The following is a 17,841-nucleotide window of genomic DNA, read 5'->3' as shown; positions in this document are numbered from 1 at the left end:
CCCGCTGAGCGCGCCCCCGAGACGCGCACCCGAACCCCCCACCCCACGCCGTACGAGAAAGCAGACCGCTCCTCATGACCTCCCTCACCGATGCCGATGCCAACGGCTACGGCGAGCTGCGCGCACAGCTCGACACCCTCACCACCGAGGCGTTCCGCCCGGAGCTGGCCGAGATAGACCGGCTGTCCACGGCGGAGATCGCCCGCATCATGAACGGCGAGGACCGCACGGTGCCCGCCGCCGTCGGCGAGCGGCTGCCGCAGATCGCGGCCGCGATCGACGCCGTCGCGGAGCGCATGGCGCGCGGCGGCCGGCTGATCTACGCGGGCGCGGGCACGGCGGGCCGCCTCGGCGTGCTGGACGCCAGCGAGTGCCCGCCCACGTTCAACACGGACCCGGCCGAGGTCATCGGCCTGATCGCCGGCGGCCCGTCCGCGATGGTGACGGCGGTGGAGGGCGCGGAGGACAGCAAGGAGCTGGCCGCCGCCGACCTGACGGCGCTGGGGCTCACCGCCGACGACACGGTGGTCGGCATCTCCGCCTCCGGCCGCACGCCGTACGCGATCGGCGCCGTGGAGCACGCCCGCGCGCAGGGCGCCCTGACCCTGGGCCTGTCGTGCAACGCCGGCTCCGCGCTGGGCGCCGCCGCCGAGCATCCGATCGAGGTCGTGGTGGGCCCCGAGCTGCTGACCGGCTCCACCCGCCTCAAGGCCGGTACGGCGCAGAAGCTCGTGCTCAACATGATCTCGACCATCACGATGATCCGGCTCGGCAAGACGTACGGGAACCTCATGGTCGACGTCCGGGCCTCCAACGAGAAGCTGCGGGCCCGCTCCCGGCGCATCGTCGCGCTGGCGACCGGCGCGTCCGACGACGAGATCGAGCAGGCGCTCGCCGCGACGGACGGCGAGGTGAAGAACGCGATTCTGACGATCCTCGGCCACGTGGACGGCCCCACGGCCGCCGCGCTGCTGTCCGACTCCTCCGGCCACCTCCGCGCGGCGCTCGCCGCCACCGCTCCCCGCACCACCTGACCCCCCGCCGCACCACCTCCCCCGCACAGCAAGGCACCACGCACCATGGCTACAGAAGACAAGAACCGCGCCACCGCCGCCGCGATCCTTCCGCTCGTCGGTGGCGCCGCGAATGTCAGTTCCATCGCCCACTGCATGACCCGGCTCCGGCTGGGACTGCGCGACCGTTCGCTCGTCCAGGACGAGGCGCTGAAGGCCGTGCCCGCGGTGATGGGCGTGGTCGAGGACGACACGTACCAGATCGTGCTCGGCCCCGGCACGGTCGCCCGGGTCACCCCCGAGTTCGAGAAGCTGGTCGAGGAGGGGCGGGCCCAGACCCCGCCCGCCGCCCCGCCCGCGGCGGAGGAACTGGCCGCGCAGGGGGCGGCGATGAAGGCGGCCCGCAAGGCGCGGAACGCCACGCCGTTCAAGCTGTTCCTGCGCCGGATCGCGAACATCTTCGTGCCGCTGATCCCGGCCCTGATCGGCTGCGGCATCATCGCCGGGCTCAACGGCCTGCTGGTCAACCTGGAATGGCTGCCCTCGGTGACCCCGGCCCTGGCGGCGATGGCGTCCGGCTTCATGGCGCTGATCGCGGTGTTCGTCGGGTACAACACGGCGAAGGAGTTCGGCGGCACGCCGATCCTGGGCGGCGCGGTCGCGGCGATCATCGTGTTCCCCGGCGTGGCGAACATCGAGGCGTTCGGCCAGAAGCTCTCGCCCGGCCAGGGCGGCGTACTCGGCGCGCTGGGCGCGGCGGTCCTCGCGGTGTACGTGGAGAAGTGGTGCCGCCGCTGGGTGCCGGAAGCCCTGGACGTGCTGGTCACACCGACGCTGACGGTCCTGGTCTCCGGCCTGGTCACGATCTTCGGCCTGATGTACGTGGCGGGTGAGATCTCCACCGCGATCGGTGACTTCGCGGACTGGCTGCTGTCCAACGGCGGCGCGGGCGCGGGCCTGATCCTGGGCGGCTTCTTCCTCCCGCTGGTCATGCTGGGCCTGCACCAGGCGCTGATCCCGATTCACACCACGCTGATCGAGCAGCAGGGGTACACGGTCCTGCTCCCGATCCTCGCCATGGCCGGCGCGGGCCAGGTCGGCGCGGCGGTCGCGGTCTACTTCCGCCTCCCCCGCAACGAGTCGATCCGCCGCACCATCAAGTCCGCCCTGCCCGCCGGCTTCCTCGGCGTCGGCGAGCCCCTGATCTACGGCGTCTCGCTCCCCCTGGGCCGCCCCTTCATCACCGCCTGCGTCGGCGGTGCCTTCGGCGGCGCGTTCGTCGGCTTCTTCAACCAGCTCGGCGACGCCGTCGGCTCCACGGCGATCGGCCCCTCCGGCTGGGCCCTGTTCCCCCTCCTCGACGGCAACCACGGCCTGGCCGCGACAGCCGCGATCTACGGCGGCGGCCTCCTCGTCGGCTACCTGACGGGCTTCCTCGCCACGTACTTCTTCGGCTTCGGCAAGGACCTCCTGGCCGAGTTCAACACCTCCGAAGAATCCACCCCGACCCCCCACCAGCCCACCCCGACAGAACCCGCAAAAACCCCGGCAACCGCCTGACCCCGGGGCACGGAGGGGGCGCCGCCGCCGGGGGCCGCCCCCTCGTCCCCGTTCTGGCTCAAGCTGGCCTTGACGTGCCTCGCGCCTGGGCGAAATCGTCGGGCAAGAGCGCGCAACCGACTCGGCAGGGGAGATCGCCATGGATTTACAGTTCGTCGGGATGGACCCCAACACCCAGGGCAACGGGTCACCCACTGTCTGGGTGGACGCGGACAATCAGGAGATCGTGGTGCAGGGGTGGAAGGCCCAGGCGCTCATGGCGGCGGCGATCGCTGAGACCGAGTGGGTGCCGGGTCACGTGACCGGCGTCCCCGAGCACGAGACGGTCGTGCGGGTTCCTCTCCGTATGGTGCCGATTCTGAGGGAGGCGTGCGATGTCGCGGAACGACGTGCCGGAATTCGATGAGCTGCTGAGGGCCGCGCAGCACTCCGCGGTTCACCTGGAGATGCGCGATGTCTACGGCGTCGGCGACGAGGCCACGGACTTCGAGCAGTTCAAGCGCACGGGCGTGCACCCCGACGCGGACCCCGCCACCGCCGACTGGGGCGGCTGGGTTCCGCTGGTGAGGGAGACCGTCGCCCGGGGCGTCGTGATGCGACGCGCCCGCATCGTGTCAGAGCCCGTCACGGACTACATCCGGTTCGAGCACGCCGGAACCATCGTGAACGTGGCCGCCGGCGAACTCGTACGCTGGCTTCCGCGCCGGAAGGCATCGGACATCGCACTGCCCGGAAACGACTTCTGGGTCTTCGACGGCAAGGTCGTCCAGTTCAATCACTTCACCGGTGCCGGCGACTGGGCGACCCCGAAGTACTCCATGTCCGAGGACGTGGACCTGGTCAAGCTCTGCGTCTCGGCCTTCGAAGCGGTCTGGGAGCGCGGAACACCGCACGAGCACTACACCGTCTGAGCCTGCCCGCCACCGACCGGACAGCCCGATGCCCGCCTCCCCCTCCTCCAGCGCCCAGGCCGCACGCGAAGCCGTCGCCGCGCGCCTGCGGGAACTGATGCTGGATGCCCGGATCGACGGCAAAGAACTGTCTGCCCGGTGCGGGTGGCACCCGGCGAAGACCTCCCGCGTGATAACCGGGAAGACGGCGCCGTCCGAGAACGACATCCGCCGCTGGTGCGCCGCCTGCGGTGCCGAGGACCAGACCGCCGATCTCATCGCCACCTCCCGCGCGGTCGAGTCGATGTACCAGGAATGGCGCCGCCTTCAGCGCAACGGGATGCGTACGTTCCAGGAGCAGGTCTACGCCCTCAACGAGCAGGCGTCCCGTCAACGCGTGTACGTGTCCAACGTCGTGCCCGGGTTCTTCCAGACACCCGCGTACGCCACCGCCCTGATGCGGTCCATCACCCGCTTCCAGGGCACCCCGGACGACGTGGCGGCAGCGGTCACCGCCCGGAGCGCCCGCAGCCGTTTCCTGTACGAAGGCGGTCACCGCTTCGCCGTGGTCATCGAGGAGGGCGTGCTGCGCCACCGCTTCGGTACCGCCGACGAGATGGCCGGCCAGCTTCGGCACCTTCTCGCGGTGATGCCGCTGGCCTCCGTCTCCCTCGGCGTGATCCCTTTCGGGACCGAGCGCACCGTCTGGCCGCTGGAGGCGTTCTACCTGTTCGATGACCGGCATGTGGTGGTCGAGACACTCACCGCCGAGGTCAATGTGCACCAGCCCCGCGAACTCGCGGACTACGCACGCGCGTTCGCGGCGCTTTCCGCGATGGCCGTCTACGGGGACCAGGCGCGCGACCTCATCACGGCCGCGATCGACGCTCTCTGACGAACGAGTGCGACCGTCGCAATCACCCGCAATCGCATTGAGGAGCATGCACGGGCCTCCCTAGCGTGGGGACTGCCGCTCACAGGCGTGCCGGAGTCTCCGAACGGCTCCCCGAGCAGCAGGCCGGCCCGGAACGGACGCGTCCGGGCGCCACTCGACACTCATCGAGAGGAGCACCACATGTCCAGCACCGCCCTCTCCCCCATCAGCAACGAGCACCGCGAACTCGGCCGGTTCCTGGCCGTCGCCGGAAAGCGGTTCGCCGCCGGTCACGGCCCGGCCGAAATGTTCTCCCCGGCTGTGGACGCCGCCTGGCACCGGATGCTGGGCACCCCCGAGTACGCGGCGTTCAGCGCCGAACACGCGGGAAGCGTCCTGGGCCACCGCGCGGTGAACGGCTTCGGCCCGATCGGCTGGGTGGCCACGTACGAGGAGGCGTACGGCCCGCTGCCCGAGATCTGGTTCACCGACGCCGACGGTGTCGTCGACAGAACGGCGTTCGCCCGGTACGAGGAGACCGGCACGGTCGTGGCCGAGTGGGACTGCGGCCCCACCACCGGGGACCGCGACGACGCCGCGCCGAGCACGCGGCGCTCCTGATGCTCATCGACGGAGCGTCCCGGCCCACCGCCGGGGCGCTCCGCCTCATCGAGGCCGGCACCAGCCGGCCCAGCTCCATCGACATCTCCGGATACGTGCGGCGCATGGCGGCCCACTGCCCCTACCTGGCCCCCTCGGTCACACGCGGTCTGACCACCTGGACCGTCTATCGCGCCGAGGGCGGAGCGGACGCGGTGGAAGCCGAGTTGTTCCATGCCGGTGTCCGGGCGGCTGAGTGGCTACGCCCGCTGGTCCGCCGGGCGCACGGCTTCCTGCGGTGCGAGAACATCGTCGTCCTGGGTGAGGTGCCCGGCGTCCGGCACCGCGAGCTGCTGGCGTGGCCGCACTGGGCTCTCAAGCACCTGTACGGGCCGGTCGGGATCATGTTCGGCAAGTTCTACGCGGGCGAGGAGGAGCGTACGCGGACCGGCGAGCGCATCCCGGTCGCCCCGGTGTCGTTCCTCCCCGTGAGAGCCGCGATCCGGCGGCGCGACCCGCAGTTCCTCCGCGCGACTCCCGACCTGGCCGCCACGCTCGCCGCGGCCGACGACGACGGCCGCGATGTCTTCGACGGCGCCCCGGACGACTGGAAGGAGATCCGCACGTGGACGCAGCGCTTTCACCCCCTCGGGAAGCCCTCGACCGGCTGAGGGACCACATGGGTGCGCCCCGCGCCGTCCGGCTCCTGAGCGATCGGCGCGGCTCGCGGGCCTGGAAGGTCGAGGGGCCCGGGGGCGCCGTCGTATTGAAGGCGAACAGCCCGGACGGCGATCCGGACGGGGGCACCGCCCGCGACAAGGCCACCGAGATGGCGCAGGAGGACGAGCATCTCGTCCGGCTCACGGGCGCGGGCGCGTTGGCCCCCGGCTACCGCGTCGACGCCGGCGCCTGGGAGGACGGCCGCTGGCTGGCGGTGCGCTGGGTCGACGGGGCCCCGGTGTGGCGCGCGTTCGCGCTCGCCCGCGGCCCCGAAGGCGACCGGCCGTCGGTACGCCCCTGGCTCCTGGGCGTGGCCCGGACGTGGGCCGGGCACCTGGCGCGGATGCACGCGGCGGGGTGGGCCCACGCGGACGTCCAGCCCACCAACACCTTGATCACCGACAGCGGCTCCGCCGTGCTCATCGACTACGCCCTCGCCTGTGGCCCCGGCGGCGGACCGCGCCTCCCGTACCGTGGCGCGCTCACCCACACCACCGCGCCCGAGATCGCGCAGGCCGTGCTCTCCACGGCCTCCGACACCCACATCCGGGCGGAGCCACCGGCCGACATCTGGGGGCTGGGCGCCTCGCTCTTCTGGTGCTGGACGGGGCACCGGCCGTTCGCGTACGCGGACGACGCGCCGCGCGGGGAGAAGCTCAGGACCATCGCGGCCGGGGCGATGCTCGCGCTGGACGACGTCCGACCGTGGCCGTTCCCCGAGTTCGAGCAGGTCATCCGCGCCTGCTTGGGCCCCAGGCCGGAAGACCGTCCGACCGCCGCCGCTCTCGCCGCCCGTCTCGCCGCGTGATCGTGCTCCGGAACCTCGTCGATGCCGATGCCCCGGCCGTCCGCCGCATTTACAGCGGGGCCGCCGTGTCATTCCTGGGACGTCCCGAGATGACCGCCCGGGAGGCGGAGGAGTACGTGAGGCGGGTGCGGCAGTGGGCTGCCGCCGATCCGGTCGAGCAGTACATCCTCGGCGTGGAGCACGCCGGCGACCTCGTCGGTGTCGTCAAGCTCGGCCGCCGCCCAGGCGGTCACGGCCGGGTGAGCTACGTACTGCGCGAGGACTCCTGGGGCCGGGGGCACGCGACGCAGGCGGTCAGGGAACTCGTCGCCTTCGCGTTCACCGCCGGCGGCTTCGACTCCCTCGGCGCCAAGCACCACCCCGGCAACCCCGCTTCCGGACGGGTACTGGCCAAAGCCGGATTCACGCGGCTCGGGACTCGGAACGGGATGGTCGAGTACCGCATTCCGGCACCGGCCGGGCCGGGCGGTTGACGCCCGTACGCGGGCCGCCCCCGGGCTGGACCGGGCCGGGGGCGTCCGCGTGCGCGGGGAGGATCAGTGCACGTAGAGGGCGTACCAGGTGTGGCCGTTCATCTGCATCGGGCTGCACACGAACACCGGGCCCCACAGCGCGACTCCCTGCCGGCCGGCGGCGTCGCAGTCGGCGGAGGTGTAGTAGGCCCCCTGGAAGTGCAGGGTGGAGGCCTCGGCGGTGGTCGCTCCGGCCAGCGGAAGGGCGACCACGGCCGCAGCGGCGGCCGCGAACATGGCAATGCGTCGCTTCATGACAACTCCCTGAATGAGTAGGCGACTTGGCCGCGAATCGGCAGGCCGGGCGTGGCATCCCGTCGCAGCCGGGGGCAGCGTAGCCACCCCGTCACACAAAGGTCCAGACCAACGACCGCACCAATCCGCTCCCCTCCCCAGACACCGTCCTCCGACAGGTCGCGACGCGAACTCGGCGCCCTGCGAGGGAGATTGAAGGGCGCGCACACAGGCAGCGGGCGAGGTCCGCGCAACAGGAAGGCGTCCGACGCGAGCGCGCCGGCACCCCTTCAGGCGGGTGCCGGCGCGCGGAAGGCAGGGTTAGCCGCTGACGACGATCCCGTACCAGTTGATGCCCCAGCCCGATTCACAGGTGGCCTTGGAGAGACCACCCGGCTGCGTCCACGGACCGTAGGTCCACTTGTACCGAGGGGAGGTCAGGAGACCGTCGGTCACGCACTTGACGCTGACCCTGAACAGGTACGAGGAACCGTTCACGGCGCAGGTCGCCGATGCGGTGCGGCCGGACTTCGCCTTGGTGCAGTCGGGGAACGCCGCCGCCGCCGGTGTCGCGGACACGGTGAGGGCAGCGCCGGTGGCCGCCAAAACCATGGCGGCCGAAGTCAGCCGGGTCATTGTCCTGGGGAATTTCACGTACGCCTCCGTTTTCCTGGACCGACAGTTCCTGCCCGATCCGGCATGTGCGATGTGGATCGGAATATTCACAGGACTTCCAGGCACTGTCAACAATCAATTTCCGGCACCCGGAGGCCGGTGCACGGAAGTCCGGAAGTCCAGAGCCGGAGACGCACTCCCCCACCTGCACTGGACGCCTGACCTGCGGGTCTGTCGTGCGCAACTGACAAAGATTCGTGCACGCACGGCACAGAAAGGACCGGATATCCCCGCTAACCTGGAATCCATACGGGGAATTCTCGCACTCGCGCACGCCAGGCGATTCACATCGTTACGGGGGGGGCCCACCAAGAAACCGGGCGAGAAAGGCCAGGCCGGCCGAACCGGTGGATTCGGGGGCGCCCGAATTCCTCATTCCCGCTCAAAGCTCGGGCCGCATCGCTTGCGTACGCCGCACGCCCCCCCCGCCCGCCGAGAGGCATGGCGACGCCTTCACGCACCGCCCCTCCGCACCAGCCCCAGCAGCACCTCATGCGTCTCCCGGTCCGCCGCCGCGATCAACCCGCCCGTGCCCCGGTCCACCGGGAGCCCGTCGAGCCCCGTGACCACGCATCCGGCGGCCTCGCACAGGGCGATGCCGGCCGCGAAGTGGACGCTGTCGAGGCGGAGGCCGGGCCCGCCGTCCGTGACGTACGCCGCGCGGCGACCGGCGGCGACCCAGGCGACGGCCACCGTGCTGGAGACGACGCGCGGCCGGAACCGGGCAGCGAACCCCGGGGCGGCGAGCAGGTCCACCGCCCGGAACCCCGGGGCGTGCGGGAACGGCGGGTCCAGGTTGACGTCCACGAGCCGCGACCCGGCCGAGGGTACGAGCGGCTGGTCGCGGCCGTCCCCGCCCCGGAGCCGGGCCACCGCACCGTCGGTCCAGAACACCTCACCGCTGAACGGATCGGCCGAGGCGGCGGCCACAATGGCGGGGCCCTCGCGCAGCGCCACGTTCACCGCGACGAGCATGTTGCCCACCGCGTAGTTCAACGTGCCGCACAACGGATCGACCAGCCACCGGCGCCCGGCGTCGGCCGCCCCCGCCTCCCCGCTCTCCTCCCCCGTCACCGCGTCACCGGGCCGGGCCTCCCGCAGGACCGCCAGCACCGCCTCCTCCGCCGCGATGTCGGCGGTCGTGGCGAAGTCACCGCCGCCCTTCTCGTACCGCGTCAGCGCGTCCCCGTACATCCGGCGGACGACCGCCGCCCCGGCCCCGGCCGCCCGGACGGCCAGCGCGGCATCGCTCTCTATGTCCATGATCCTCATCCTCACAGTCCCGGTCCGGTGAGTGGAGGGGAGCCGTACGCCTACGGCCAGGACGCCACCTCAGCGGGGCAGTTGGCCCTCCCAGTTCACCTCGCTCAGCCGGGCCCGCAGGACGTCTGCCGGCGTCGCGGGGCGCACCTGGTCCAGCGGGCAGTCCCACTCGACGCCACCGCCCGGCGGCCGGAGCTGCACGGAGGGGCCGACCCGGCCCATCACCCGGCCCACGCGGCCGTCCCGGCCGTCCACCGCGAAGGAGCCGCGTACGGGGGTGAAGGCCCCCGCGCCCGGCTCGGACCGCGTCATGACGCCGCCGCCCTCTGCTCCAGGACCGCCGCCAGCCGGGTCGCCGCTTCCATGTTGCAGCGGCCCAGGTCGACGAGGATCGCCGGGGTTTCCCCCACGCACGAGGCCGCGTCGATCCGGAGCGAGGGGAGCTTCACCCCGGCTTTCAGGAACCCCGCGCGCAACTGCGCCACCACCTCTTCCGCGTGCTTGATCTGCTCCACTGCCGTCTCGCGCCGTTCCGTAGTCGTCATGATCCATTCCTTCCACACTGAGTAACGACGATGCACACCCAGAGTGGTGATCCTGTCGCTACGGTGGAAGAGGTTCCTGCCCAACAACGCAATCTGTGCAACTGGGAGTAGTCATGCCAGGTCCCAAGAAGCTGGACCCCTCCTCTTCGCCCCGCGCCCTCCTCGGCGCGGAGCTGCGCCACCGAAGAGAGCAGGCGGGCCTCTCCCAGACGGAACTGGCCGAACGCCTCTTTGTCAGCGGCTCGTTCGTCGGCCAGCTGGAGTCCGGCGTCCGGCGGATGCAGATGGAACAAGCCCTCATGTTGGACGCGTTCTTCAACGCGGACGGCTTCTTCGAACGGAACTGCAAGGCGCTCGCGAAGTCGAAGTACCCCGATCACTTCGCGGAGGCCGCTGAGGCCGAGGCCCGAGCGACGGAGATCAAGGAGTACGCACCCCAACTCATCCCGGGGCTGTTACAGACGGAGGCGTACGCACGTGCGGTCTTCCGTAGCGGACTCCCCACTGCTACCGAAAGCGCAATCGATGAACTGGTGGCAGCCCGCCTCGAACGCTCCCAGCTTCTCGCCGATCCAACAACGCCGATGTTGTGGGTCGTTCTTGACGAGGCAGTGCTACGTCGACGGGTAGGCACCCCGGAGCCCATGGCAGCGGCGCTCCGACACGTCGTGGGGCTGATGGAACAACACCGGATCATCGTGCAGGTCTTGCCGTTCGCGGCAGGCGGGCATGCCGCCATGGAGGGCGGCCTCAAGCTCATGGCCTTCGCCGATGCACCGCCCCTGGCCTACCTTGACGGTCTCGGATCGGGACGACTGCTGGACGACCCAAGCACCGTAAGGCAATACGAACTGACCTACGATCTGGTCGTGGCCAGCGCGCTCCCACCGACAGCGTCCCTGGCCCTGATCACGTCGGTGGCGGAGGATTACGAGCATGAAGCGCACGAACACTGACTACGACCCGTTCCCAGACATCTGGCGCAAGTCCAGCTACAGCGGCGCCAGCGGCGGCAACTGCCTCGAAGTCCTCGCCGGCGTCCCCAACGTCGTCCCCGTGCGCGACTCGAAGATCACCGAAGGACCGGCCGTCATCTTCGGCGCGGGTGCCTGGCAGACGTTCGTCACCAACGTCAAGAACAGCTGACGCACGGGGCCTCGGACCACAAAGCCCGAGGCCCCGTGCCCCCTTGCAACGAACAGCGCGTCTCACTCGACCGAGCGGCGAAGGATTGCAAGCATGAAGCACATCAGCACGCACTACGACCTCTCCACGGCCGTCTGGCGTAAGTCCACGTACAGCGACGCCAGCGGCGGCAACTGCCTCGAAGTGCTCGATGGCATCCCCAATGCCGTCCCCGTCCGCGACTCCAAGGTGGCGGACGGTCCGGCCGTCGTGTTCCGCGCGGGCGCCTGGCAGACGTTCGTCTCGGATCTCAAGTTCGCCTGACGCAGGTGGGGCCCGAGGCTCAAGTTTCGGGCTCCGAGCGCTCTTTGAGCGGAATGGTTGGGGGGACTTGTACCCACCCGCCCACCCTCGTGACCCGCAAGGGTTGACTTTTGGCGATTGAGTTGCGACGGACGGTAGCCGCGATCTAGCTTCGGCGAGGACACAGACCAAGACGGCCCCTGCCGGTGTTTGCGCACCGCCAGGGGCCTGACCACCTCGATCGAAAGCAAGGCACGATCAGATGGCTGACGGCCAGTTTAGTGGCGACCCTTCGCCCAACCACCCGATGGCGAACGCCGGTTACGGCAAGCGCTCGGCCCCCGACCAACGCCCGCGTACCGGCGCCGACTTCACGCACCTCGTACCGCGTGACGCGGCCATCGCGTCGTACATCGACGGCTTGCCGGACGGCGCCGACATCTCCGTGAAGACGCTCGCGAAGGCACTCCCGTACGGGCAGTGCGCGGTCCGTACGACGCTCAACCGGCTCCAGGCAGCGGGGCACTTGAGGCGCGGGAGCGACTGCGTGGCGAACGGGGAACAACTCGTGTGGGTGACCCGCACGTTCTTCTCCCGTACGGCGCGGGACGACGCGTGGTGGACGGCGTTCGCCCGGGGCGACGCGCCCCGCGAGCCCCAACGGGCGACCCGGTCACGGGCGTTCATCCTGCTCGCCGCGCTCGGGCGTACCGCCCCGGCGCTGTCGTTGTCGCAGCGGGAATGCGTGGCGCTGGAGCCCGTGATGAGCGAGTGGCTGCGGCGGGGCGCGACGCCCCCGGAGATCCTGGCCGCCCTGACCACGGGCCTCCCGGACCGCGTGCACCACCCGGCGGCGTTCGTCGCCACACGCCTCCGGACGAAGCTCCCGCCCCACCGGGAGCCCGCGCCCCGTGCCGTACTGCGCACGCTGGAGTGCGGCGAATGCGGCGTACCGGGGCCGCCGGAGGCGCTGCTGGGCGGCAAGTGCGCACCCTGCCGCGGCGCCAGGCCGCGACCGACGCCGGTACTCCCGGCCCAACAGGTACAGGCACACGCCCGAGCGGTCAGGGCGGGCCTGCAACCGAAGTCGTCGGTGCCCCGTGACACACTGCGCTGACCGAAGGGGGATGCGTGTGAACAGGGTGTGGTGGGCTGTCGTCTGCATGGCTGCGGTGGCGATCGGACTGGCCGGTTGTACGGCCGATCCGGAGAACTCCGGTCCGAGGCCGGAGGACTCCGGTCCGATCACCAAGGCCAAGATGCGCCTGGTGCTCGACGGCATCACCGAGGACGTCGGAGCACCGGCGAACGACCCGGAGGTCGCCGCGAGGACGGAGACCACCGACAACCCGCTGGGCAAGTGCTTCGTCCAGTACAAGGGACTCGACAAGACCGCCACCAAGCTGAACATCGACCACGCCAGAGCCGTGGCGACCGCGCTGACCGACCGCGGCTGGTCGGAGAAGCGGGGGCGCGACGACGACAGCAAGGCGTCGGACCACGGGACCGCCGTGATCCGGTCGGTGTTCAAGAAGCGCGGCTGGACCGTGGTCATGGACTACCGCCAGTCCTCGGACTTCCGAGTGCTCAGCCTGGACAGCTTCGAGGACACCTGCGCCAAGAAGGCCCAGGCGCCGGACGGGGCGGCGTCCGCCGACTGACGGCATCCGACTGACGGCGTCGGCTGACGCCATCCGGCCGACGGCATCGGCTGATGGCATCCGGCTGACGGCACGCGAGGGGAACGCCTGCCCGGGGGCGGCCGGCCCGGCGCCGCGCGGGTGACGTCGCGCTCCCGTCGCCGGCCGGTGGCACCCGGGAGTGCGGGACGGCCGTGGCGGCCCTCAGGCGTGCGGAGCGCCGCCGTCCGCCGCCAGGCGGTTCAGCCACTCGCCCAGCAGGTGACGCTCGGCGGGGCTCAGGGTGCCCGCACCGTCGGAGAGCGCCGCACGCAGCGCACGGGCGGCCGAGGCCGGGCCCGTCTCCGTGACGGGCAGGGCCGGTTCGGCGCGGGTCACGGCGCCGACCATGGCCTCGCGGAGGGCGGTCAGCAGCTCCGGGTCGCGGCGGTCCGGCGGGGTCGAGTTGTACGTCGAGACCGCGCCCCGGCCGGTGGCCTGGATGATCTGGGCGGCCAGCTCCTCGCTGACCCGCAGCCACCCCCCGGCGGCCAGCCGGCGTATCCGGCCGTGCAGGATCTCCAGGCCCGCGCGGTGGGCCGCGTCCGCACCCCGGCCGGTGGCCCGGTCCATGACCGCGAACAGGGCGGGGCGCGTGATCCCGAACTCCACCACCAGGTCCCAGCCATGCCTCAGGTCCTCCACCGCGTTCTGCGGTGCGGGATCGAGCTGCGCGCGCTTGCCCGCCAGGAACTCCGCGTAACCGTGCTCCGCGACGGCCTCCAGCAGGCCCTCCTTGTCACCGAACAGGCGGTAGATCGCGGGTGCCTGCATCCCGGCCGCCGCAGCGACCGCGCGGGTGCTCACCGCTTCCGGACCACCGCTCTCCAGCAGCTCGACGGCCGCCTCGACGATGCGCTGCCGAGGACTCACCGTGGTGTCACGCGTATCCATGAATCGATGATAGCGGATACTTGCTTCCACCGATATTCCGGTGTTAACGTCAAAGTGATTCCACTGGAAACAGCGTGGGGAGCCCAACCATGATCATCGTGACCGGAGCCACCGGAAAGCTCGGCCGCCGCACCGTCGAACGCCTCCTGGAGCGCGTCCCCGCCGAGCGCGTCGGCGTCAGCGTCCGCGACCCCCGCAAGGCCCGGGACCTCGCCGACCGAGGCGTCCGGGTCCGGCAGGGCAGCTTCGACGACCCGGCCTCCCTCGTCCATGCCTTCGAGGGGGCCGAGCGCCTGCTCCTGGTCTCCCTGGACCGCACGGGCGAGGAGTGCGTCACGGGCCATCGCCACGCCATCGACGCCGCCGTGAAGGCCGGCGCCGGCCGCGTCCTCTACACCAGCCAGATGGGCGCCGCCCACGACTCCCGCTTCCAGGCGTGCCGCGACCACGCCCGGACCGAGGACCTGCTGCGCGCCAGCGGCCTGCCCTGGACCGCGCTGCGCAACGGCTTCTACGCGGCCAGCGCGCTGCACTTCCTGGAGCCCGCCCGCTCCACGCGCGACATCGCGCTCCCGGCCGACGGCCCCGTCGCCTGGACCGGCCACGACGACCTCGCCGAGGCCACCGCCGCGCTCCTCACCGGGGACGTCCGCTTCGAAGGGCCCACCCCGCCCCTCACCGGGACGGCGGCGCTCGACTTCGACGCCGTCGCCACGATCGCCTCCCGGGCCACCGGACGGCCCTTCACCCGCACCGTCCTCCCCGACGACACCTTCCGCGAGCAGGCTCTGGCGCACAGCACCCCGGCCCCCGTCGCGGACCTGCTGCTGAGCATCTTCGCGGCGGCACGGAACGGGGAGTTCAGCGCCGTCGATCCGACGCTCGGCGAGCTGATAGGCCGCGAACCGGCGGGGTTCGAGGCGCTGTTGGAGCGTGCCTGGGCGGAGTAGCCTCCGCAGCGGTGCGCGCGGGGACCGGAGGGCGCCAGAGGACGCGGGAGGGCGCCGGAGGGCGCGGTCCCGGGAGCGTCGGCGCCCATGGGTGGCGTGGGCATCCCTCGGCGGCGTCGGCGCCAATGGGCGGCGAACTCGTCGGAATGGTGGGCGTCCTGCGGCTCGGAACGGCCCCGTAACGGTCTCTGGGGGCCGCTCGGACGGATGGCGGACCGGAGCCGTAAGAGGTTCCCTCCCCCGCCCGCGCCAAGGGCCGTAGAACCTCACTCCGCGCCTCGCCACACCCCGTCTGACCTGGCCTTTCGCCCTTCCCGGCCCTACCATCGAGCAGGGCCGAAAGGGGGGACCGGATGGACCGGACCGTACGTACTGTCGAGGATGTTCTCGCGCTTCTGGACGGGCTTTTCACCTCCGACTCCGCCTCGGGCGCCGAGGCAGGGGCCGTGGCGACGACCGGTGACGGCAAGGGCTTCTGGGACGGCTTCTACGGCGACCGGTCACGGCCCGTCCCGTTCTTCGCGGCGAAGCCGGACGAGAACCTGGCCGCCCACCTCGACCGCGGCCTCGTCGCGCCCGGCCGCGCCCTGGACCTGGGCTGCGGGCCCGGCCGCAACGCCCTGCACCTCGCGGCGCACGGTTTCGAGGTGGACGCGGTCGACCTCTCGCCGGTCGCCGTCGCCTGGGGCGAGGAACGGGCCGCCGAAGCCGGGGCCGACATCCGCTTCCTGTGCGGTGACGCCTTCACGCTGCCGGCCGACGTGTTAAGCGGGCCGTACGACCTGGTCGTCGACTCGGGGTGCTTCCACCACCTGCCGCCGCACCGCCGCGTCAGCTACCTGTCCCTCCTCGACCGCGTCCTCGCACCGGGCGGCCACCTCGCGCTCACCGCCTTCGCCGCCGGGGAGGCGGGCATGGGGTCCGAACTCCCCGACACGGACCTCTACCGCGAGCGCAGTCTGCGGGGCGGCCTCGCCTACACCCCGGCCTCGCTGCGCTGGATCTTCTCCGACCTGACCGAGATCGAACTACGCCGCATGCGGCAAGAACCGCCCGAATCCCCGTTGTTCGGCGTGCCATTCCTGTGGACGGCCCTGTTCCGCCGAGAGGCGGCGGCTACGTCGTAGGCGGGTGCGGTGGGGGCGCGGGGCGTGTGGGGGGTGGGGGGGGGGGGGGGGGGGGGGGGGGGGGGGGGGGGGGGGGGGGGGGGGGGGGGGGGAAGGCGGGGAACGTTGTCAGGCCGTCGCCTCCAGGATGCGGTCCAGCGTCCGGCGCCCCATCGCGCTCATCTGCGGGTTGCTCTCCGCGTAGTACCAGACGAGCCCCATCGCCTGCTCGAACGCCCACGCCTTGCCGCGTTCCCACTCCAACTCGTCGCAGCCCAGGGCCCGGCGGAGCACATCACGCGGCCCCGCCTGCAACAGGTGCCACGCCCCGACCAGATCCAGCGCCGGATCGGCCGGTCCGAAGCCGCCCGTGTCCAGTACCCCGCCGAGCCGGCCTCCCCCGACCAGCACATTGCCGGGGATCAGGTCCCCGTGGCTCATCACATCGGGCGCCTTACGCGGCAACTCCCGCAGCTCGCCCCACATCCGGCGCAGCCGGGGCACGTCGAGCAGCCCCTCGCTCTCCTCGAAGCACCGCGCCACCCACGCGTCGTGATCCGTGAGGACGCCGCCCCGGTTGTCCCCGTCGAAGACCCGGCCGCGCGTATCGGCGGCGCGCAGGGCCGTGATGAAGGCCGCCAGGTCCTCGGCGAACGCCCCCGACCCGCCCGGATCGGCCTCGAAGGCCACCACCCCCGGCAGCCACGTCTGCACCGCCCACGGCATGGGATACCCCGCCCCGGGCTCCCCCAGCGCCACGGGCTCCGGCACCGGGAACGGAGAGACCGCCGCCAACTCCGCGCTCGCGCGGGCCTCCCGCTCCAGCACGCGCTGCGCCTCGTCGGCCTCGACAAGGCGCAGTGGGAACCTCGCAGAAAGGCCCTCCCCGATCCGGAAGATGCCGTTCACCGTTCCGGTCGACGCGAGCGGCCGAATCCGCTCGCCACCCCACTGCGGGAACTGCTCCCGGACCAGGGCGGCGACGACATCGACGGTCAGCTCCACTTGGTCATCGTGCATCGCCACGCGCGCAGGCCCTTCGAAAGGTTGACAGCCAGGCGGCGACGGAACGATGACGCCGGCAGAACGGCCGGTTCTAGGCTGCCATGAGACTGGTCGTCGCCACGTTCAGGCGATCGAAGAACGTACCGACGGTCGGCGAACTGATGCCCGTACGGCGCAGTTCCAGCACCGCTTCCGCAGCCGTCTCCCGAACACCCCGCGCCGCACGGGCGATTCCCAGCATCTGGCGTCGCTGGTTCCAGACCCGGTAGTGCTCCCCGAGGGCGAACGGATCGAGGCAGCGCCTGAACCGGTTCGTCATCTCGATGTAGTCGAGTTCGATCAACTCGATCATATGCCCCAGGAGCCGCTGGATCTCGGCCAGATGCTCGCAGCTCGCCTCGGGCTTGTCCCGGTCGAGCTGCCCGACCTCCACCTTGACCTTCGCGAGGAGGGGGCGGATGGACATGACGAGCGGCGCGATCTCCTCGTCCAGGATGACGTCCGCGTCCGCGGGGGACAGCTTGCGCGTCATCCCGACCTCGTAACTCGGCCCGCTGCGCGTCAACGCGCTCACCAGGGTCGAACCGTCTCGCGACGACTGCGCGTGGGAGGCCACGCGGTAGCTCGGCCCGCTGTGGGTAAAAGCGGACCAAATCGAGTCGAGCGTCGACTTAGACACTGCCACCTCCACTTGCCACGTTCGGCGGAGCCCCCTGGGCCCCGCCGGGTTGAGCTGACTGCGCTCCCGCGCCTTGCTGCTGCGGGGGGATGTCGTAGACGGGTTCCAGGGCGATCTCCTTGGGCGCCGCACGGCCCCACTTGTCGATGATGGCAGGAGCCCCCGCCCCCGCCAGAACCGCGCCAAAAGCACTCAGAGGTCCGGAAATGGCCAGCACCCAGGCTACTCCGGCCCCCAGCCCCGTGCGCAGGATCTCGATGGTGAGCCAGATCTTGAACGTCACTCCGCCCGGTGCGTGCCAGGGCCAGATCTGCTCGCCCTGCAAATAGCGGAACATCGTCAACCCGGAGATGAACAGGCCGCCCAGCGCCCCGTACCCCAGCATGTCTGCCTGCTCCACCGTCAC

General features: G+C 71.4%; 25 protein-coding genes. 16 read left to right on the top strand and 9 right to left on the bottom strand.

Annotated features, from left to right (window positions below; translation table 11 throughout):
• Window positions 1-74: 74 nt before the first annotated feature.
• From murQ to MHW47_RS03705, 9 genes are all read left to right on the top strand, one after another.
• Window positions 75-1,034 (top strand): N-acetylmuramic acid 6-phosphate etherase, encoded by a 960-nt coding sequence (gene murQ / locus MHW47_RS03745; RefSeq protein WP_239221152.1) that lies wholly within the window; start codon window positions 75-77, stop codon window positions 1,032-1,034.
• A gap of 45 nt (window positions 1,035-1,079) precedes the next feature.
• The gene (locus MHW47_RS03740; RefSeq protein ID WP_239221151.1) at window positions 1,080-2,573 is read left to right on the top strand and encodes a PTS transporter subunit EIIC; all 1,494 of its coding nucleotides are present in this window, start codon (window positions 1,080-1,082) and stop codon (window positions 2,571-2,573) included.
• Window positions 2,574-2,712: 139 nt separating this feature from the next.
• The gene (locus MHW47_RS03735; protein ID WP_239221150.1) at window positions 2,713-2,979 is read left to right on the top strand and encodes a hypothetical protein; all 267 of its coding nucleotides are present in this window, start codon (window positions 2,713-2,715) and stop codon (window positions 2,977-2,979) included.
• Entirely contained in the window at window positions 2,948-3,484 is a 537-nt protein-coding gene (locus MHW47_RS03730) for a DUF6879 family protein (protein ID WP_239221149.1), read from the top strand. The genes MHW47_RS03735 and MHW47_RS03730 overlap by 32 nt, the downstream gene beginning before the upstream one ends.
• A 28-nt stretch (window positions 3,485-3,512) precedes the next feature.
• Window positions 3,513-4,358 carry a helix-turn-helix transcriptional regulator gene (locus tag MHW47_RS03725; RefSeq protein WP_239221148.1) on the top strand — a complete coding sequence of 282 codons (846 nt, stop codon included), beginning with the start codon at window positions 3,513-3,515 and terminating at the stop codon, window positions 4,356-4,358.
• Window positions 4,359-4,538: 180 nt separating this feature from the next.
• On the top strand, window positions 4,539-4,958 hold the full coding sequence (locus MHW47_RS03720) for a hypothetical protein (protein WP_239221147.1): 420 nt from the start codon (window positions 4,539-4,541) through the stop codon (window positions 4,956-4,958).
• Entirely contained in the window at window positions 4,958-5,608 is a 651-nt protein-coding gene (locus MHW47_RS03715) for a DUF6875 domain-containing protein (protein ID WP_239221146.1), read from the top strand. Before MHW47_RS03720 ends, MHW47_RS03715 begins: the two co-directional genes overlap by 1 nt.
• Window positions 5,563-6,465, top strand: a complete 903-nt coding sequence (locus MHW47_RS03710) for a hypothetical protein (RefSeq protein WP_239221145.1) — start codon at window positions 5,563-5,565, stop codon at window positions 6,463-6,465. The genes MHW47_RS03715 and MHW47_RS03710 overlap by 46 nt, the downstream gene beginning before the upstream one ends.
• Window positions 6,363-6,938, top strand: a complete 576-nt coding sequence (locus tag MHW47_RS03705) for a GNAT family N-acetyltransferase (RefSeq protein WP_239221144.1) — start codon at window positions 6,363-6,365, stop codon at window positions 6,936-6,938. The genes MHW47_RS03710 and MHW47_RS03705 overlap by 103 nt, the downstream gene beginning before the upstream one ends.
• 63 nt (window positions 6,939-7,001) lie before the next feature.
• Here the strand turns inward: MHW47_RS03705 and MHW47_RS03700 are convergent, their stop codons facing one another.
• The 5 genes from MHW47_RS03700 to MHW47_RS03680 form a co-directional block, all read right to left on the bottom strand.
• Window positions 7,002-7,232: a hypothetical protein gene (locus tag MHW47_RS03700; protein WP_239221143.1), complete on the bottom strand. Its 231-nt coding sequence runs from the start codon at window positions 7,230-7,232 to the stop codon at window positions 7,002-7,004.
• 300 nt (window positions 7,233-7,532) lie between these two features.
• Entirely contained in the window at window positions 7,533-7,865 is a 333-nt protein-coding gene (locus MHW47_RS03695; protein WP_239221142.1) for a hypothetical protein, read from the bottom strand.
• A gap of 474 nt (window positions 7,866-8,339) precedes the next feature.
• Entirely contained in the window at window positions 8,340-9,158 is an 819-nt protein-coding gene (locus MHW47_RS03690; protein WP_239221141.1) for an inositol monophosphatase family protein, read from the bottom strand.
• 60 nt (window positions 9,159-9,218) lie between these two features.
• Complete coding sequence (locus MHW47_RS03685) at window positions 9,219-9,461, bottom strand: hypothetical protein (RefSeq protein ID WP_239221140.1); 243 nt, start codon at window positions 9,459-9,461, stop codon at window positions 9,219-9,221.
• Window positions 9,458-9,694: a hypothetical protein gene (locus MHW47_RS03680; RefSeq protein ID WP_239221139.1), complete on the bottom strand. Its 237-nt coding sequence runs from the start codon at window positions 9,692-9,694 to the stop codon at window positions 9,458-9,460. The genes MHW47_RS03685 and MHW47_RS03680 overlap by 4 nt, the downstream gene beginning before the upstream one ends.
• A 113-nt stretch (window positions 9,695-9,807) precedes the next feature.
• Here MHW47_RS03680 and MHW47_RS03675 point away from each other — a divergent pair, with 113 nt between their 5' ends.
• The 5 genes from MHW47_RS03675 to MHW47_RS03655 all read left to right on the top strand — a co-directional run bounded on the left by MHW47_RS03675 (window position 9,808) and on the right by MHW47_RS03655 (window position 12,783).
• Complete coding sequence (locus tag MHW47_RS03675) at window positions 9,808-10,650, top strand: helix-turn-helix transcriptional regulator (protein WP_239221138.1); 843 nt, start codon at window positions 9,808-9,810, stop codon at window positions 10,648-10,650.
• The gene (locus MHW47_RS03670; RefSeq protein ID WP_239221137.1) at window positions 10,631-10,840 is read left to right on the top strand and encodes a DUF397 domain-containing protein; all 210 of its coding nucleotides are present in this window, start codon (window positions 10,631-10,633) and stop codon (window positions 10,838-10,840) included. The genes MHW47_RS03675 and MHW47_RS03670 overlap by 20 nt, the downstream gene beginning before the upstream one ends.
• 93 nt (window positions 10,841-10,933) lie before the next feature.
• Window positions 10,934-11,143, top strand: a complete 210-nt coding sequence (locus tag MHW47_RS03665) for a DUF397 domain-containing protein (RefSeq protein WP_239221136.1) — start codon at window positions 10,934-10,936, stop codon at window positions 11,141-11,143.
• Between the two features lie 286 nt (window positions 11,144-11,429).
• Window positions 11,430-12,239, top strand: a complete 810-nt coding sequence (locus MHW47_RS03660) for a hypothetical protein (RefSeq protein WP_239221135.1) — start codon at window positions 11,430-11,432, stop codon at window positions 12,237-12,239.
• A 10-nt stretch (window positions 12,240-12,249) separates the two neighbouring features.
• A complete protein-coding gene (locus MHW47_RS03655; protein ID WP_239221134.1) occupies window positions 12,250-12,783 on the top strand; it encodes a hypothetical protein in 534 nt (177 codons plus the stop codon).
• Between the two features lie 183 nt (window positions 12,784-12,966).
• Here the strand turns inward: MHW47_RS03655 and MHW47_RS03650 are convergent, their stop codons facing one another.
• Window positions 12,967-13,695: a TetR/AcrR family transcriptional regulator gene (locus MHW47_RS03650; protein WP_239221133.1), complete on the bottom strand. Its 729-nt coding sequence runs from the start codon at window positions 13,693-13,695 to the stop codon at window positions 12,967-12,969.
• A gap of 89 nt (window positions 13,696-13,784) precedes the next feature.
• Here MHW47_RS03650 and MHW47_RS03645 point away from each other — a divergent pair, with 89 nt between their 5' ends.
• The gene (locus MHW47_RS03645; protein ID WP_239221132.1) at window positions 13,785-14,645 is read left to right on the top strand and encodes an SDR family oxidoreductase; all 861 of its coding nucleotides are present in this window, start codon (window positions 13,785-13,787) and stop codon (window positions 14,643-14,645) included.
• Between the two features lie 353 nt (window positions 14,646-14,998).
• On the top strand, window positions 14,999-15,772 hold the full coding sequence (locus MHW47_RS03640; protein WP_239221131.1) for a class I SAM-dependent methyltransferase: 774 nt from the start codon (window positions 14,999-15,001) through the stop codon (window positions 15,770-15,772).
• Between the two features lie 108 nt (window positions 15,773-15,880).
• Here the strand turns inward: MHW47_RS03640 and MHW47_RS03635 are convergent, their stop codons facing one another.
• From MHW47_RS03635 to MHW47_RS03625, 3 genes are all read right to left on the bottom strand, one after another.
• Window positions 15,881-16,771, bottom strand: a complete 891-nt coding sequence (locus MHW47_RS03635; protein ID WP_239221172.1) for an aminoglycoside phosphotransferase family protein — start codon at window positions 16,769-16,771, stop codon at window positions 15,881-15,883.
• A 76-nt stretch (window positions 16,772-16,847) separates the two neighbouring features.
• Window positions 16,848-17,288, bottom strand: a complete 441-nt coding sequence (locus tag MHW47_RS03630) for a hypothetical protein (protein WP_239221130.1) — start codon at window positions 17,286-17,288, stop codon at window positions 16,848-16,850.
• Window positions 17,289-17,427: 139 nt separating this feature from the next.
• Complete coding sequence (locus MHW47_RS03625) at window positions 17,428-17,835, bottom strand: hypothetical protein (protein WP_239221129.1); 408 nt, start codon at window positions 17,833-17,835, stop codon at window positions 17,428-17,430.
• Window positions 17,836-17,841 lie beyond the last annotated feature (6 nt).

Source organism: Streptomyces sp. OfavH-34-F (assembly GCF_022347745.1).
Lineage (GTDB): Bacteria > Actinomycetota > Actinomycetes > Streptomycetales > Streptomycetaceae > Streptomyces.
The sequence above is the reverse complement of the archived record's forward strand: the minus strand, read 5'-3'. Positions and strand labels throughout refer to the sequence as shown.